Source organism: Streptomyces yamdrokensis (assembly GCF_053890455.1).
The window spans coordinates 3,144,342-3,161,097 of sequence record NZ_CM132679.1 but is presented as its reverse complement, the minus strand read 5'-3'; the positions used below and the strand labels follow the sequence as shown (position 1 = coordinate 3,161,097).

At 72.0% G+C, this 16,756-nt stretch carries 12 protein-coding genes and 1 tRNA gene; 7 read left to right on the top strand and 6 right to left on the bottom strand.

Annotated elements, in window-relative coordinates; all coding sequences use genetic code 11:
- Positions 1-92: 92 nt before the first annotated feature.
- Together ACWZEH_RS13670 and ACWZEH_RS13665 are read left to right on the top strand one after the other, a co-directional pair.
- A complete protein-coding gene (locus tag ACWZEH_RS13670) occupies positions 93-1,496 on the top strand; it encodes an NAD(P)/FAD-dependent oxidoreductase (RefSeq protein WP_456198474.1) in 1,404 nt (467 codons plus the stop codon).
- A gap of 357 nt (positions 1,497-1,853) precedes the next feature.
- A complete protein-coding gene (locus tag ACWZEH_RS13665; protein WP_456198473.1) occupies positions 1,854-3,152 on the top strand; it encodes a class I SAM-dependent methyltransferase in 1,299 nt (432 codons plus the stop codon).
- An 89-nt stretch (positions 3,153-3,241) separates the two neighbouring features.
- Here the strand turns inward: ACWZEH_RS13665 and ACWZEH_RS13660 are convergent, their stop codons facing one another.
- Together ACWZEH_RS13660 and ACWZEH_RS13655 are read right to left on the bottom strand one after the other, a co-directional pair.
- Positions 3,242-5,773, bottom strand: a complete 2,532-nt coding sequence (locus tag ACWZEH_RS13660) for an ABC transporter permease (protein WP_456198472.1) — start codon at positions 5,771-5,773, stop codon at positions 3,242-3,244.
- A gap of 87 nt (positions 5,774-5,860) precedes the next feature.
- On the bottom strand, positions 5,861-6,631 hold the full coding sequence (locus ACWZEH_RS13655) for an ABC transporter ATP-binding protein (RefSeq protein ID WP_456198470.1): 771 nt from the start codon (positions 6,629-6,631) through the stop codon (positions 5,861-5,863).
- Positions 6,632-7,085: 454 nt separating this feature from the next.
- Between ACWZEH_RS13655 and ACWZEH_RS13650 the strand changes: the two genes are divergently transcribed.
- Positions 7,086-7,173: transfer RNA gene (locus ACWZEH_RS13650), tRNA-Leu, on the top strand.
- A 367-nt stretch (positions 7,174-7,540) separates the two neighbouring features.
- Here the strand turns inward: ACWZEH_RS13650 and ddaH are convergent.
- The 4 genes from ddaH to ACWZEH_RS13630 form a co-directional block, all read right to left on the bottom strand.
- On the bottom strand, positions 7,541-8,419 hold the full coding sequence (ddaH, locus tag ACWZEH_RS13645) for a dimethylargininase (protein ID WP_456198468.1): 879 nt from the start codon (positions 8,417-8,419) through the stop codon (positions 7,541-7,543).
- 154 nt (positions 8,420-8,573) lie between these two features.
- Positions 8,574-9,896, bottom strand: a complete 1,323-nt coding sequence (locus ACWZEH_RS13640; protein WP_456198467.1) for an MFS transporter — start codon at positions 9,894-9,896, stop codon at positions 8,574-8,576.
- Positions 9,897-9,971: 75 nt separating this feature from the next.
- Positions 9,972-11,357 (bottom strand): FAD-binding oxidoreductase, encoded by a 1,386-nt coding sequence (locus tag ACWZEH_RS13635; protein WP_456198465.1) that lies wholly within the window; start codon positions 11,355-11,357, stop codon positions 9,972-9,974.
- 1 nt (position 11,358) lies between these two features.
- Positions 11,359-11,700: an avidin-fold protein gene (locus tag ACWZEH_RS13630; protein ID WP_456198464.1), complete on the bottom strand. Its 342-nt coding sequence runs from the start codon at positions 11,698-11,700 to the stop codon at positions 11,359-11,361.
- 167 nt (positions 11,701-11,867) lie between these two features.
- Between ACWZEH_RS13630 and ACWZEH_RS13625 the strand changes: the two genes are divergently transcribed.
- The 4 genes from ACWZEH_RS13625 (at position 11,868) to ACWZEH_RS13610 (ending at position 16,669) form a co-directional block, all read left to right on the top strand.
- Positions 11,868-13,145: an ATP-grasp domain-containing protein gene (locus ACWZEH_RS13625; RefSeq protein ID WP_456198463.1), complete on the top strand. Its 1,278-nt coding sequence runs from the start codon at positions 11,868-11,870 to the stop codon at positions 13,143-13,145.
- Between the two features lie 215 nt (positions 13,146-13,360).
- The gene (locus ACWZEH_RS13620) at positions 13,361-14,659 is read left to right on the top strand and encodes a SidA/IucD/PvdA family monooxygenase (protein ID WP_456198462.1); all 1,299 of its coding nucleotides are present in this window, start codon (positions 13,361-13,363) and stop codon (positions 14,657-14,659) included.
- A 32-nt stretch (positions 14,660-14,691) separates the two neighbouring features.
- Positions 14,692-15,060: a cupin domain-containing protein gene (locus ACWZEH_RS13615; protein WP_456198460.1), complete on the top strand. Its 369-nt coding sequence runs from the start codon at positions 14,692-14,694 to the stop codon at positions 15,058-15,060.
- A 4-nt stretch (positions 15,061-15,064) separates the two neighbouring features.
- On the top strand, positions 15,065-16,669 hold the full coding sequence (locus ACWZEH_RS13610) for a class I tRNA ligase family protein (RefSeq protein WP_456198459.1): 1,605 nt from the start codon (positions 15,065-15,067) through the stop codon (positions 16,667-16,669).
- Positions 16,670-16,756 lie beyond the last annotated feature (87 nt).

Here is a 16,756-nt window from a genome sequence, read left to right as displayed (position 1 = left end):
TCACAAAAGCCGGGAAGTGTAACACGACCACTGTCCGAGCTTGTGAAGGGGCGCACGAGCCCACCCCCCGGGGCGGGTGGATACTCGATGGCATGAGCACCACGGAGCGTCCCAGGATCCTCGTAGTAGGCGGTGGGTACGTAGGCCTGTACGCAGCTCGGCGCATCCAGAAGAAGATGCGTTACGGCGAGGCGACCGTCACCGTCGTCGACCCGCGGTCGTACATGACCTACCAGCCCTTCCTCCCCGAAGCCGCCGCCGGCAACATCTCCCCGCGGCACGTCGTCGTCCCCCTGCGACGCGTGCTCCCCAAGGCGGAGGTTCTCACCGGCCGGGTCACCACCATCGACCAGGACCGCAAGGTCGCCACGGTCGCGCCGCTCGTCGGCGAGGCCTACGAGCTGCCCTTCGACTACCTGGTCATCGCGCTCGGCGCGGTCTCCCGCACCTTCCCGATCCCCGGCCTCGCCGAGCAGGGCATCGGCATGAAGGGCATCGAGGAGGCCATCGGCCTGCGCAACCACGTCCTCGAGCAGCTCGACAAGGCCGACTCCACCACGGACGAGGAGATCCGCCGCAAGGCGCTCACCTTCGTCTTCGTCGGCGGTGGCTTCGCGGGCGCGGAGACCGTCGGCGAGGTCGAGGACATGGCCCGGGACGCGGCCAAGTACTACAGGAACGTCTCCCGCGAGGACATGCGCTTCATCCTCGTCGACGCCGCCGACAAGATCCTCCCCGAGGTGGGTCCCAAGCTCGGCGCGTACGGCAAGGAGCACCTCGAGAGCCGCGGTGTCGAGGTCTACCTCTCCACCTCCATGGACTCCTGCGTCGACGGCCACGTCGTGCTGAAGAACGGCCTCGAGGTCGACTCCCACACGATCGTGTGGACGGCGGGCGTCAAGCCGAACCCGGCGCTGGCCCGCTTCGGCCTGCCGCTGGGCCCGCGCGGCCACGTCGACACCCGGCCGACCCTCCAGGTCACCGGCACCGACTACATCTGGGCCGCGGGCGACAACGCCCAGGTGCCGGACCTCGTGGGCCGCAAGGCCGGCAACGAGAACGCCTGGTGCCCGCCGAACGCCCAGCACGCGCTGCGCCAGGCCAAGGTCCTCGGCGACAACGTGGTCTCCGGCATGCGGGGCTTCCCGCAGAAGGACTACAGCCACGCCAACAAGGGCGCGGTGGCGGGCCTCGGCCTGCACAAGGGCGTCGCGATGATCGTCATGGGCAAGATGAGGATCAAGCTCAAGGGCCGTCTCGCCTGGTACATGCACCGTGGCTACCACGGCCTCGCGATGCCGACCTGGAACCGCAAGATCCGGGTCTTCGCCGACTGGACGCTCGCCGTGTTCCTCAAGCGCGAGGTCGTCTCGCTGGGTGCGATCCAGTCCCCGCGCGAGGAGTTCTACGAGGCCGCGAAGCCGGCGCCGCTGCCCGCGGCCGCCAAGCAGGTCCCGGCCGAGAAGGCCGAGAGCGAGAAGGCCAAGGCCTCCTGACGACAGGCCTCCTGACGACAGGCTCTCCGACCGCGGGCCGCCCGACCCGCGGGCTCCGCCGGGCCCGCGCCCGGTCGGGCGGCCCGCGGTCCGCCTGATCCGACGGCCCGTCCGGTGCCCCTGGTCCGCCCGCCGAGAGCGACAGGCCATCGGTCAGGCCGTCTTCGGCTCCTCGAAAGGGCCGCCCGCCATCCGTGGTGCGGGCGGCCCTTTCCGGCGTTTTGCCCACTCATGACGCGCGCCGGGGGGTGCCGCGCGCCCCGCGGGTGTTTTCTTGGTGACGACATTCCGGGATTTCCCCTCCCTGAACTCTCGACCTCGCTCGAGCAGGGGACGGCTCTATCGGAGGTGTACACCATGAGAGACGCCGCTCCGCGGCTGAAGGGCCTGGTCGAACAGGTGACGGGCGCACCCCTCCCGCTGCGCGTCCGCGCCTGGGACGGATCACAGGCCGGTCCGCCCGACGCCCCGATCCTCGTCGTACGCAACCGCCGCGCCGTGCGCCACCTGCTGTTCAAGCCGGGCGAACTCGGTCTCGCCCGCGCCTGGGTGACCGGCGACCTCGGCGTCGAGGGCGACCTGTACACCGCCCTCGACGCCATCTCCGGCCTCGTCTGGCAGCGCGGCGAGGACGCCCCCACCCTCGCCCGGTCCCTGCGCGACCCGGGCGTCCGCTCCGCCGTCCGCGGCCTCGTCGCGCTGGCCGGTCCGCCGCTGCCGCCCGGCCCGCCCCCGGAGGAGATCCGCAGGCCCCGCCGCGGCCTCCACACCAAGCGCAGCGACCGGCGCGCCATCAGCCACCACTACGACGTCGGCAACGACTTCTACGAGATCGTTCTCGGCCCGTCCATGGTGTACTCCTGCGCCTACTGGCCCGCCCCGCCCCCGCGGGCCACCCTCGAACAGGCCCAGCACGACAAGCTCGAACTCGTCTGCCGCAAACTCGCCCTGACGCCCGGTCAGCGGCTGCTGGACGTCGGCTGCGGCTGGGGCTCCATGGCGGTCCACGCCGCCCGCGAGCACGGCGTGAGCGTCGTCGGCGTCACCCTCTCCCAGGCGCAGGCCGGGTACGCCCGCAAGCGCGTCGCCGAAGAGGGGCTCACCGACCGCGTCGAGATCCGCGTCCAGGACTACCGTGACGTCACGGACGGCCCCTACGACGCCATCTCCTCGATCGGCATGGCCGAACACGTCGGCTCCCCGCGCTATCTGGAGTACGCCACCGCTCTGCACCGTCTCCTGAGGCCCGGCGGACGGCTGCTGAACCACCAGATCGCGCGCCGCCCGCACCGGGACGAGACGGCGTACGCACTGACCCCGTTCATCGACGCGTACGTCTTCCCCGACGGCGAACTCGCCCTCGTGGGCACCACCGTGTCCCTGCTGGAGCGGGCCGGCTTCGAGACGCGCGACGTCGAGTCGATCCGCGAGCACTACGCCCTCACCCTGCGCCGCTGGGTGGCGAACCTGGAGGCCGACTGGGACCGGGCGGTCTCCCTCGCGGGGCCCGGCCGCGCCCGCGTCTGGCGGCTGTACATGGCCGCCTCCGCGCTCGCCTTCGAACGCAACCGCCTCGGCGTCAACCAGGTCCTGGCCGTGAAGCCCTCCGCGTCCGGCGCCTCCGGCCTCCCCCTGCGCGCCCGCACCTGGAACTGACGGGGCGCGGGCCCTGTTCCGGCTCCGGCCACCGGAACAGGGCCCGCGCACCCGTCTCCCGTACTGCTCCACCACCCGGCCGCCGGCGGCTACTCGGCCTTGATCGCCTCGAGCATGTTCAGCCGTGCCGCCCGCCGGGCCGGCCACAGTGCCGCCAGGACGCCCACGACGCCGGCCAGCAGCAGGAAGACCGCCAGCCGGTCCCAGGGCAGGACCAGTTCGTACGTCGCCACCGTGGAGCCCACCAGCCGACCGGCCGCCCAGCCGAAGAACACGCCGAGGCCGATGCCGAGCACCCCGCCGAACAGGGAGATCACCAGGGACTCCAGGCGGACCATCCGCTTGATGCCCTTGCGGTCCAGGCCGATCGCGCGGAGCATGCCGATCTCCTGGGAACGCTCGAACACCGACATGGCCAGGGTGTTGACGACCCCGAGGACCGCGACGAGCACGGCCATCGCCAGCAGCCCGTAGACCATGTTCAGAACCAGCGTGAGCGTGGCCGCCAGCTCGTTGGAGATGTCCTTCTTGTCCTGCACCTTGATTCCGGGGTTGGTGCCGAGGGCCTCCACCAGCCCGTCCTTCGCCGCGTCGGAGGCGCCGCCGGAGGTCTTCACCATGACCTGCATGTCGGCCGGTTCGTCCGACTGGTGCGGGGCGAGGGTCGCGATGTCGAGCATGATGCCGCGGAACATCTCGTTGCCCTCGTAGACGCCGGCGACCGTCAGTTCCTGCTTCCCGCCGTCCTCGTAGGTGAGGGCGAAGCGCGAACCGGCCTTCCAGCCGTACTCCTCGGCCGTCTCCTGGTCGACGACGACCCGCGGGCCGGCCACCTCGAAGGCGCCGTCGAGGACCGGGAAGTCGGTCAGCTCGCCGATCGAGGCGCCGTCGACGCCGGTGAGGAAGTCGGTCTCGCCGTCGATGCGGACGGCCGCGTTGCGCAGCGGGCTGGTGGCGGTGACGCCGTCGGACTGCTTCAGGGTCCGCTCGACGTCCGGCGACAGCCAGTTGCGGTTCGCCATCGACACCACGTAGTCGGCCTCGATCGAGGAGGCGGCCATCTTGTCGATGGCGTTCTGCAGGCTGCCCGCCACCACCGTCATGCCGGTGATCAGGGTGAGTCCGATCATCAGCGCGGACGCGGTCGCGGCCGTACGGCGCGGGTCGCGCACCGAGTTCTGCCGGGCCAGCTTCCCGGACACCCCGAAGACGCGCAGCACCGGCGCCGCGGCGGCGATCAGCGGGCGGGACAGCAGCGGGGTCAGGACGAACACGCCGATGATCAGGAGCACCGCGCCGATGCCCATGGGGGCCTGGCCGTCCGTGCCGCTCATCGTCGTGGCCGCGAGGACCACCGCGATGCCGGCGCCCGAGACGAGCGCGCCCAGCGTGTTGCGCAGGACGAGCGACTTGGTGGTCGCCTTGGCGTGCACGGAGCTCATCGCCGCCACCGGCGGGATCTTCGCGGCCCGGCGGCCGGGCAGCCAGGCGGCGAGCATGGTGATCAGGACACCGACCGCGAACGCGGTGCCGACGGTGCCCGGAGTGATGACCAGCGGTCCGGCGGGCACGGACGCGTCGAACGTCCCCATCAGGGCCCGCAGCCCGGCCCCGATGCCGATACCGGTGAGCAGCCCGACCACGGCGGCCACCGCGCCCACCACGAACGCCTCGATCAGCACCGACCGGGTGACCTGCCGGCGGGAGGCGCCGACCGCGCGCATCAGCGCCAGCTCCCGGGTGCGCTGGGCGACCAGCATCGTGAAGGTGTTGGCGATGATGAACGTGCCGACGAACAGGGCGATGCCGGCGAACACCAGCAGGCTCTGCTTCATCTCCTCCATCGAGGAGGCGATCATGCTCGCCTGGTCCTCGGCGAGCTTCGTGCCGGTGGTGGTCTCCACGGCGCCGGCGGGCAGCGCCTTGTCCAGCTCCGCCCGCAGCGCGGCGTCGGAGACGCCGTCCTTCGCCTTGACGGCGATCTCGTCGAACGTGTCCTCCTTGCCGAACAGCTTCTGCGCGGTCGCCGTGTCGAACAGCGCGAGGCTGCCGCCTGCCGCGACATTGCCGTCGTCGGTGGTGAAGACGCCGACGACGACCGGTTCGAGCACGGGGCCGTCGACCGACATCCGCACGGTGTCACCGACCCGGTAGCCGGTGCGCTTCGCGGTCTCGGCGTCGATGAGGATCTCGTCCGCGCCCTTCGGGGCGTGCCCTTCGGCCAGCGGGTAGCGGGGGTCGTCGGTGCCCCAGTAGTTGCCGCCCTGCGACTGGAAGCCGTCGCCGATCAGCCTGCCGTCCCGGTCGGCCACGGCGGTGAACCCGGTGACGACCCCGATGGCCCGCGCGGCGCCGGGCACCCGGGCGCTGTCCTCGACCATGGCCGGGGTCAGCTCGCGGACCTCACCGAGCTTGTCGCCCTCGGCGTCCTTCCAGCCGGGGGTGACGGCGACGTCGACGTGGTCGAAGCCCTTGGCGGAGCTCTTCCGGAGGGCGTCGGAGATGGTGTTGGTGAAGACCAGGGTCCCCGACACGAAGGCCACGCCGAGCATCACGGCGAGCACGGTCATCAGGAGCCGGGCCTTGTGCGCGAACACGTTGCGCAAGGCGGTACGGAACATGGGTGTCTTCTCGAGTCCAGTCGTACGGGTGGGGGTGCGGGGCGTCAGCAGGGGCGGGGGCGTGTCACCACGAGAAGTGACGGAGCCTCAGCTGGTGCGGCCCTTGGCGTCGAACTGCTTCATGCGGTCGAGCACCGAGTCGGCCGTCGGTCCGTGCACCTCGTCCACGACCCTGCCGTCCGCGAGGAAGACCACCCGGTCCGCGTAGGCCGCGGCGACCGGGTCGTGGGTCACCATGACCACCGTCTGCCCCAGCTCGCGCACGGAGTTGCGCAGGAAGCCGAGCACCTCGGCGCCGGAACGGGAGTCGAGGTTGCCGGTGGGCTCGTCGCCGAAGATGATCTCGGGCCGGGAGGCGAGCGCCCGTGCCACGGCGACGCGCTGCTGCTGACCGCCGGACAGCTGCGAGGGCCGGTGGCTCAGCCGGTCGGCCAGTCCGATCATCCGGATCACGGTGTCGAGCCACTGCTTGTCCGGCCTGCGCCCCGCGATGTCCATCGGGAGGGTGATGTTCTCCAGGGCCGTCAGGGTCGGCAGCAGGTTGAACGCCTGGAAGATGAAGCCGATCTTGTCCCGGCGCAGCTTGGTCAGCTGCTTGTCCTTGAGGGAGCCCAGCTCGGTGTCGCCGATGCGCACGGAACCGGCCGAGAACGTGTCGAGCCCGGCCACGCAGTGCATCAGCGTGGACTTGCCGGAGCCGGAGGGGCCCATGATCGCGGTGAACTCGGCCTGCCGGAAGTCCACGGAGACCTGGTCGAGGGCGACCACCCGGGTCTCGCCCTGGCCGTAGATCTTCGACAGCTCCGTGGCGCGTGCGGCCACGGCGGTGGTCCGGTCGGCGATGGGTGCGGTGGTCACGGGATGGGCACTCCTGACGGACGGCGTTTCACGGGAACGGGACGATGTCCATCGTTGCGCCCGCCCGCCGCCGTGTAGTCACCCGCTGCTCCGGTTCCGGGGGGCGACTCGGGGCGGACCCCGGCGGTCGCCGTCATACCTGGGGATGACGGCGGACCCGGAGCGGGGGAGGAGCCACCGGAGCCGGGGGAGCGCCTTCGTGCCGGGCGGAGGTCCGCTGCGCGGTGGATGTCGTGAGAACAGGTGGAGTGCCCTTGTTCGGACGGTGAAATTCCGTCATTCCGTACGCGCGGCCCGCCCCCGCACGCAAGGCTGGTGGCATGTGCTGACGGCGGTTTCCCTGGCCTGATACTCCCTCAGGCATCAATAAAATAAGACAACATGGGTCCACCACCCCGCAGTTCGGGGGAGGGGTCCCGATAGGGTCGGAGGGCCCACGCGGAGCCCATGGCCTGCCCGGATGGTGGAATGCAGACACGGCGAGCTTAAACCTCGCTGCCCCTGTTGGGGGCGTGCCGGTTCGAGTCCGGCTCCGGGCACCACCGTTGCCGCAGCTCCTGATCCGGCGGTTGCCCCCGCCCGCAGGGCGAGGAGGCGTTCGCACCCGGCGGCGCGGCGCCGACGGGCCTGCTCATGAGGCGTCGGACGCCGCGCCGGTCCCCCGGCCGTGAGCGACTACGCGCAGGTCTCGACCGCCACGCCCGCCCCGAGGGGTCTTGGACCCGCCGCGCTCCAGCACACCTCGTACGGCCGGGACGTCTCGCTCCGGCCCCGCTCCGCCGGCACCGGAGCGAGATGCCTGCGGGGGGCGCACGGAAGCGACGCCGTTGGACAGGTCCAGTGCCCTGCCCGTCACCGCGGCGGCCTCCTCGATCCCGCCGGCCGGGAGGCAGGCGGGATCGAGGAGGCTCAGCGGTCGCGGAGTTCCAAGGTGCAGCACTTGACGCTGCCGCCGGCCTTGAGCAGTTCGGTGAGGTCGACGCCGACCGGTTCGAAGCCGTGGGCGCGCAGCTGGGCCTGCAGGCCCTTGGCAGCGGTCGGGAGCAGGACGTGACGGCCGTCGGAGAAGGCGTTCAGGCCGAAGACGGCGGCGTCCTCGGCCGAGGCGATCACCGCGTCGGGGAACAGCGTGCGCAGCACGGCCCGGCTGCCCGGGGTGAACGCCTCGGGGTAGTACATGATCTCGCCGTCCGAGAGCACCGCGAGCGCGGTGTCGAGGTGGTAGTGCCGGGGATCGACCAGCGTCAGCGAGGTCACCGGCAGGCCGAAGAACTCCTGCGCCTCGGCGTGCGAGCGGATGTCGGAACGGAAGCCGGTGCCGGCCAGGATCCGCCGGCCGACGGTGAGGAAGTCGCCCTCGCCCTCGTTGATGTGCTCCGGCCACAGCACGTCCTGGTAGCCCTGCTCCTGGAACCAGCGCAGGTAGGCGGGCCCCTCGGCAGTGCGTTCGGCGTGCCGGAAGCGGGCGCCGAAGACCTTGCCGTCGACGACGGTGGCGCCGTTGGCGGCGAACACCATGTCGGGCAGGTCCTCGACCGGCTTGATCTCCTCGACGCTGTGCCCGAGCTCGATGTAGAGGTCGCGCAGCCGCTCCCACTGGCGCAGCGCGAGCGCGCTGTCGGTGCCGCGGCCGGGGTCCATCCACGGGTTGATCGAGTACGTGACGTCGTAGTGCCGCGGCCGGCACATCAGCAGCCGGCGGCGGGTGGCGACCCGGGGGCGCGGGCGGACGGGCCGCTCGTCGCGGGGGGCCGGACCGGCGGGGGTGAGGGTGTCGCTGACGGGCACGGGTGCCTCCTTGACGGGTACTCATGGGTGGCGAGTACGGGTGTGTCCCGGGGTGGTGGGGGGGTGCCGGCCCGGCGGGGGGACGGGGACGGGCCGAGTGGTACCGGCCGCAGCCGTACGGGCCCGGCGGTACCCGGGCCGTACGTGGGCGGTGTCAGCCGGCGACGGCCGAGTCCTCGCGTGTGCCGGTTCCGGTGGGCGGATCCTGCGGTGCCGTGCCGGCCGGCCCGGCTGCGTCGGCCGGCTCGTCCGAGGGGCGCAGGCCGGCGTAGGCCAGGGCCGCCGCCAGCACGCCGACGATCCCGCAGGCGAGCCAGATGCCGTCTCCGTACCGGGTCCACATGAGCATGCCGAGAGCCGGCCCGATCGCGGAGCCGAGGCCGAAGACGGCCTGGGAGGCGGCGATGTAGCGGCCACGGATCTTCTGTTCGGCCTTGGCCGGGTGGGCCCACAGGGTCGGGCCGCTGACCATCAGGCCGCCGACGCTGACGACGGTGGTGAGCAGGATCAGCGCGGGCACGCTGCCGGGCAGGCCGAAGCCCGCGACGCCGAGGCAGTACACGAACGTGCCCACCGTCGCCGCCGTGCTCGCACGCCACCGGCTCACCCGGGCGGTCACCGCCAGCTCCAGGCTGATCAGCAGTGCCGAGGACAGGGTGAGGACCACGCTGTAGAGGGCCGTGGAGTGGCCCGCGTCCTCCAGGTCGATGGGCAGGACCGAGAAGAACTGGGCGTAGACGAGCGCGCTGAGCAGCATCGACGCCAGATAGAAGAGGAAGCGGTGGTCGCGGGCCATCGCGCCGTACGCCGACTGCTTCTCCTCCTTGGCCGGGGGGCCCTCGACGGGGTCCTGCGCGGAGGCCCTCTTCGCAGGTTTGGGCAGCAGGGCGGCGGCGAGCAGTGCGTAGACGAGGGCGGTCACGCCGTCGAACCAGAACAGCAGGTTCCAGTTGATCTGGATGAGACCGGCGGCGAGCAGCGGTCCGGCCGCGGCGCCGGTGTTCATGGCGATCCGCAGCATGGAGAAGCCCATGACCCGGAACTCGTCCGGCATCAGCTCGCTCAGCAGCGCGGAGGCGGCCGGACGGTAGGCCTGGGTCATCAGGCCGAGCAGGACGACCAGCCCGAGCAGCACCGGATAGGTGCCGGGCTCGGCCAGCCACGGGATGACGAAGACCAGTACCGAGGAGCCGCCCATCGCCGTGATGATGGTGTTGCGGCTGCCGAGCCGCAAGGTCAGCTCACCGCCCATGACGGTGCCCGCGACGGCGCCGACGCCGTAGGCACCGAGCAGGAAGCCGGCCCGGTCCACGCCGTAGCCGCGATGCGTCAGGTACAGCACGAGGAAGGTCTGGACGAAGGCGCCGAGCTGGTTGAGCAGCACGCCCCCGAGGAGGTAGCGGACCGGGCGCGGCGTCGCCCGCAGCGCGTCGAGGACGCCGGGGGAGGCGTCTTCCTTGGACTTGGACACACTCATTGCGTCACCTTCGTTGGGATGGGGGGACCCGCGTGAGGCCTCTTCGTGGGGAACCCCGGTGAGGCCCGCGGGGGTTCAGGAACCGATCGCCTGGTCGAAGGAGAAGACCCCGTCCGGGTCGTACTTCCTCTTCACCTGCAGCAGGCGCTCGTAGTTGGCGCCGTAGTAGGCCTCGCGCCAGCCGGTCAGCTCCGGGTCGACGAAGTTCTGGTAGGCGGAGCCGGTGACGTGCGGGGCCATGGCGGCGTGCAGACCGTTCAGCCAGTCGAGGCCGGCGTCGATCCGCGCGGGGCCGTCGTCGTCCGTCCACGAGGTGTCCAGGGACACCAGGAACAGGGTGTCGCGGTGGACGAAGGCGGTGGCGTCGGGGGCCACCCGGTTGATGGCGCCGCCCCAGGAGAACAGTCCGGCGCCGCCGCCGTCGGCGTTGTGGCTGCCGGGCCAGCGCTCCACCCAGGACAGCAGGGTCTCGACGCCCTCGGCGACCAGGGGCTCGCGGACGTAGTTGGAGCGCAGGGCGAACTGGTCGCCGGTGGTCGCGTGGACCATGTACTTGTTGGCCTCCCAGAACGTCCGCTCGGTCACTTCCCGGGACACCGGCGCGGCCGCGGTCAGCACCGGGTCGAGGATCTCCAGGCACTGGTGCGCGGACCCGAAGTACTGGCCCTGGAGGGTGACGTCCAGGTTGTCGCGGATCGCGCCGAGGCCGGTGCCGTGCGTCCACACCCCGAGCCGGGCCGCGAAGTCGTCCGGTGCCCCCTGCACCATGCGCTGGCCGGCGTCCAGGACGGCGGCCGCGTCCGCCCACTTCCAGGTGAGGTGGAAGGTCGTGACGTCGGGGACCGGGTGGGCCTGGAAGGTGAGGGAGACATTGATGCCGAAGTTGCCCCCGCCGCCGCCTCTGCACGCCCAGAACAGGTCCGGGTTCTCCCGCTCGCTCGCCACCACGAGGGAGCCGTCGGCCAGGACCACCGAGGTCTCCACCAGGGCGTCGGTGGTCAGGCCGTAGCGGCGGGCCGCGAACGCCGCACCCCCGCCGAGCGCGAGCCCGGCCACGCCGACGGTCGGACTGGTGCCGGTGGAGAAGACCATCTCGTACGGCTGCGTCGCGTCGTAGACGTGACTGATCTTCGCGCCGCCGCCCGCGACGACCAGCCCGGTGGAGCCGTCGGCGCGGGTCTGCGTGAGGCGGCTGAGATCGATGACCAGGCCGTCGTTGACGGAGTAGCCGGCGAAGCTGTGGCCGCCGTTGCGGGCGACGGCGGGGATGCCCTGCTCGCGCGCCCACAGCAGGGCCCGCTGGACGTCCGCCGTGTGGGCCGCGGTGACGACGGCGGCCGGGAGACGGTCCCGGTAGCGGGTGTTGAACACCCTCGAGCCCACCCGGAAGCCCGCGCTGCCCGGGAGGAAGACGCGGCCCTCGACCTCGCGGGCGAGCGCGGAGAAGTCGGCGCCGGACACCTCAGCGCACCTCCTCGATGTAGGAGATGCCGCTGCCGGCGTGGACGCCGTAGCGCTCCCAGCGCTCATGCAGCCGAATCCGCCCGTCGGCCTGGATCTCCGGGGTGTTCACGCTGTGGCCGGAGATCACGCGCCCGTCGTCGAGGACCATGCTGTAGGAGAAGCTGATCACGCCGCCCGCGTCGCGGGTGCCCGCGAGAGAGCCGCGCCGGACGTCGCCGCCGGCGAACTCGGCCCAGACCAGGTCGCCCTGCTGCCGGTAGAGCGCGGTGGGCGCGTCGCCGGCCGGGTCCGTGAGGACCTTCCTGAATCGCTTGCCGTCGTAATTGATCACGTCAGCCATGCAAGCGGCGACCGGAGTTGCCCGGAAGGGCCGCGGCCGACGGCCAATCAACCGGACGCCGACGGCCCCGGGACCGGGGTTGATTGGCCTTGCCGGACATGGGTTCCGGGCAACGCGCATGCCCCGTGGAATCGGGTGGTCACTCGTTTTCAGGAGGCGAACAGCGCGTGGGGGACAACGGTGCACACAACGGCATGGACGGCGAGCCGGGAGCGGACGGCGTGATCCTGCTCATCGGGTGCGGTATGCGCAAGTACCGCGAGTACCTGCTGGCCGGCGCGGCGGCGACGCACCCCGTCTGGCTGTTCACGGGCGAGGAGCCCGCCTGGCAGACCCCCTACCTCACCGGGCACACCGTGGTGGACGTCACCGACCGGGCGGCCGTGCTGGCGGCGGCGAGGGAACTGGCGGGGCGCGTCCCGGTGCGCGGGGCGCTCAGCTGGGACGAGACACTGATCGTGACGACCGCCCACGTTGCGGAGACGCTCGGACTGCCCGGTGCGGGCGTGGACGGCGTGGAGGGCTGCCGGGACAAGTTCCGCAGCCGCCGGCTGCTCACCGGGGCCGGCGTCGACCAGCCGCGGTACGCGTGGGTGGACACCGCCGAGGAGGCCCTCACGGCGGCGGAGACGATCGGCTGCCCCGTCGTCGTCAAGCCGCGCGGAATGGGCGCCAGCATCGGCGTCGTGCTCGCGAGGGACCCCGGTGAGGTCGCCGAGGCGTTCCGCACCGCCGACGAGGCCGGCCGGATCGGAGCGGAGTCCTACCGGGGCGGCGCGCTGGTCGAGGAGTACCTCGAAGGGCCCGAGATCAGCATCGACGCGGCCGTGGTCGACGGCGAGTACCATCCGCTGTTCGTGGCCCGCAAGCAGGTCGGATTCGCTCCGTACTTCGAGGAGATCGGCCACCACGTCGCCGCCGACGACCCGCTGCGCACCGACGGGACGCTGCTGGGGACGGTCCGCGCCGCACACCGCGCCATCGGCTACGGCTACGGCATCACCCACACCGAGGTGAAGCTGACCGCGCGCGGCCCGGTCATCGTCGAGATCAACGGCCGCCTCGGCGGCGACCTCATCCCGCGCCTGGGACAGCTCGCCACCGGCATCGACCCGGCCCGCGCCGCCGTGCGCGCCGCGCTGGGTCTGCGCCCCGACTTCTCCGACACCGTGCACCGCACGGTCGGCATCCGCTTCGGCTACCCGCCCGAGGACTGCGAGGTGCTCTCCGTCACCCCGCCCACGAAGGCCGAGGGGCTGCTGGCCGCCGAGGCGCTGGTGGAGCCCGGTGCCGAGCTGCGGCTGCCGCCGAACGGCTACATCGCCCGTCACTCGTACGTCGTGGTCACCGGCGCGGACCGGGCGCAGACCGACGCCCGTCTGGACGCGGCGGCGGCCCGGGTCGGCCTCGACCGGCGGCCGCTCTCCGTGCCGGCCCCGGCCTGACGGCGAAGGGGCGCGCCCTCGTCCCGTCCTCCGCCGGCGAGCGCCTTCGACGGGTCCGCACCGCGGCCCCCGCCCGCCCCGACGTCTCTGCCCAACCCGCCGCCCCTGCCCGTCCCCGAGGGCTCCCGCCCCCGGCACGCAGGGCCCCGAGCCCCCCCACGAGCCCCCCACGAGCCCTCCGCATCGAAGTCCAGTCCCATTCTCTGGAGTACTTCATGGCACACCGCACCGTCGAAATGCTCGCCGTCGGCGCCGGCCCGGCGAACCTCGCTCTCGCGGTCGCGCTCGAGGAGCTGGCCCCCGAGCTCGCGGGCCGGACCCTCGTCGTCGAGCGCGAGGAGAACGTCGAATGGCAGCGGGGCATGCTGCTCCCCGACGCCCTCAGCCAGGTCTCCTTCCTCAAGGACCTGGTCACGATGCGCAACCCACGCAGCGGGTTCTCCTTCCTCAGCTTCCTGCAGGCACGTGGCCGGCTGGACGCGTTCATCAACCTCGGCAGCTGGGTGCCGTACCGCAGCGAGATATCCGAGTACCTCCAGTGGGTCGCGGACTCGCTGGAGGAGGTGAGCGTCGAGTACGGCCGTGACATCACCTCGGTCACCCCCGTGTACGGCGGTGCCGGTGAACTGACCGGCTGGAAGGTCGCGTCGGCGGACGGGGACACGATCGGCTGCCGCTACCTGGTGATCGGCGCCGGGCGGGACGCGCATGTGCCGGCCGTGTTCGAGCAGCTGCCCTCCGACCGGGTCATCCATTCCACCGAGTACCTGCGGCGCATCGCGTCCGTTCCGGCCGACCGCCCGCTGCGGGTCGCCGTCGTCGGCGGGGCGCAGAGCGCGGCCGAGCTGTTCGGCGCGGCGCTGCGGGACCTGCCCGGCTGCCGCCCCACGATGATCATGCGCTCGATCGGTCTGAACGGTTACGAGAGCAGCAAGTTCACCAACGAGCTGTTCTACGCCTCGTTCGTCGACGACTTCTACGAGGCCGCCCCGGACGCCCGCAGACAGCTGCTGGCGGAGATGCACCGCACGAACTACGGCGGCCTGGCTCCGGCCACCCTCGACAGCCTGTACCGGCAGTTCTACCAGGACCGGCGGGACGGCACCGGCCGGCTCGGCATGATCACCATGACCGACGTCACCGGCGCCGCGACCGACGGCGACGACATCGTCCTGACCCTCGGTGACCGCCGCAGCGGCGCCACCGGCGAGCTGCGCACCGACCTGGTGCTGCTCGGCACCGGCTTCGACGGCGCGATGCCCCGCATGGTCCGCGACCTCGGCGCCGGGCTCGGCCTGGACGGGCTCCGGGTCAGCCGCAACTACCGCCTCGACCTGGGTCGTCCGGCCACCGGGGCCCTCTACCTCCAGGGGGTCAACGAGGCCACCCACGGCATCGCCGACTCCCTGCTCAGCGTCCTCGCCGCCCGCTCGGCGGAGATCACCGAGGACATCCTCGTACACCGCGCCGAGCACCCGGCCCCGGACCGCGAACCGGCCCTCGCCACCGCCTGACCGACGCTCGCTCCCAGCAGAAGGAACACCCTGTGCTGATCAAGAACCTCGACCGCGCCGGCCTCACCCACGAGAACGGCCTCGACGCACAACGCCTGCTTCCCTGGCCCGAGCTGAACGCGCCCTTCGAGGGCTCCTGGTGCGTCGTCCGCCCCGGCACCGCGTCCACCCCGCACGCCCACCACGAGTACGAGATCTTCATCGCCCTGCGCGGTGAGGCGTTCCTGGAGTCCGGCGGCGAGCGCGTGCCGTTCCACGCCGGCGACATCGTGCACTTCCCGCCCCACCACGAGCACCGCGTCGTCAACGACTCCGACGCCGACTTCGAGATGTACAGCGTCTGGTGGGACGCCGAGATGGCCGAGCGCTTCACCGCACGCCGCACGACACCGGAGGCGTGAAACGATGAGCACGGACCAGCGGCGCACGGTCGTCATCGGCCCGCCCCCCACCCCCAACGGCGACCTGCACGTCGGCCACATCGCCGGCCCGTACATGGCGGCCGACGTCCACGCCCGCTATCTGCGGGCCACCGGGCAGCCGGTGCTGTACACGACGGGCACCGACGACAGCCAGACGTACGTCGTCTCCAGCGCCGCCAAGCTGGGCACCGGTCCGCGGGCACTCGCCGAGAAGTCCTGGCACGACATCCGCGAGACGCTCGGCCTGATGGGCATCTCCGTCGACGGCTTCGCCCCCTTCGACGACGGCTACCGCGCCATGGCCCTGGACTTCCTGACCCGGCTGCACGAGGCCGGCAGGTTCAAGCTCCGCACGGTGCGGCTGCCGTACGTCGAGGCCACCGGGGAGTTCCTGATGGAGGGTCTGGTCAGCGGCGGCTGCCCGGTCTGCCTGGCGGTCAGCCGGGGCGGGCTGTGCGAGAGCTGCGGGCACCCCAACAACTTCACCGAGCTGACCGGCCCGCGTTCCACGATCGACCCGGACGCCGAGGTCACCTACCGCGAGGCCGACATCCTCGTCCTGCCGCTGGAGGAGTACCGCGAGCGGCTCACCGCCTTCCACGAGGCCAAGCAGGCCACCTGGCGGCCGCACATCGTGCAGCTGATGCGAGAGGTGCTGGCCCGCCCGCTGCCGGACTTCCCGATCACGTACCCGACGGGCTGGGGCATTCCCGCGCCGTTCCCGGAAACGCCGGGTCAGGTGCTCAACGCCTGGGCGGAGGGCATGCCGGCCTCCATGTACTGCACGGCTGTGGCCCAGCGGGCCCACGGCGAACAGCCGTCGAGCGACGACGAACTGTGGCTGGCCCACAACGACATCCGGCTCGTCTACTTCCTCGGCTTCGACAACGCCTACTTCTGGGGCCTGACCCATCTGGCGCTGCTGCTCGCCCACGAGGGCCGGTACGTCGTCCCGGACGCCATCGTCTGCAACGAGTTCTACGAGCTGGAGAACGAGAAGTTCTCCACCAGCAAGGGCCACGTGGTGTGGACCCGCGACCTGGTCCGCGAGGTTCCGCGCGACCTGGTCCGCTTCCACCTCGCCCTCACCGCCCCCGAGCACGCCCGCACCAACTTCTCCCGGGCCGCCCTGGAGAAGATCACCGGCGAGCGTCTGGTCGAGCCGTGGAACCGGCTGGCCGGCCTGCTCGGCAAGGCGGTCGCGGAGCTCGGCCTGACGGGCCGCGACCTGCCGGTGTCCGAGGCGGCGAACGCCCGCCGGGCGGCGATGGCCGAGCGGTTCGCGGCCGGCTACCGCCTGTCCGGATACAGCCTCAGCCGTACGGCCGACCTGATCCCCCTGCACACCGAGCGCCTCCTGGGCCGGGCCGAGGCCCTGCCGGCCGGTTTGGACCCGGCCACCAAAGAGGCGTCCACCACCGAGCTCGGCGACCTGTTCGCGGAGGTGCGCACCCTGCTCGCCGCGGCCTCGCCGATCCTCATCGACCTCGCCGAACGGGCCCGCCCCGAGGGTGGTTTCGACGGCACGTTCGCCGTGGCGCCGACGGAGCGGACGACCAGGCCGTTCACCGTCCCGACGCTCGGCTGACCTCCGTGGCCGACCGGTGACCGAACCCGTCCGGGCTCGCGGTCCCGTGCGGGCTCGCGAGCCCGTGCGTGCCCGGCCCGTGCGTGC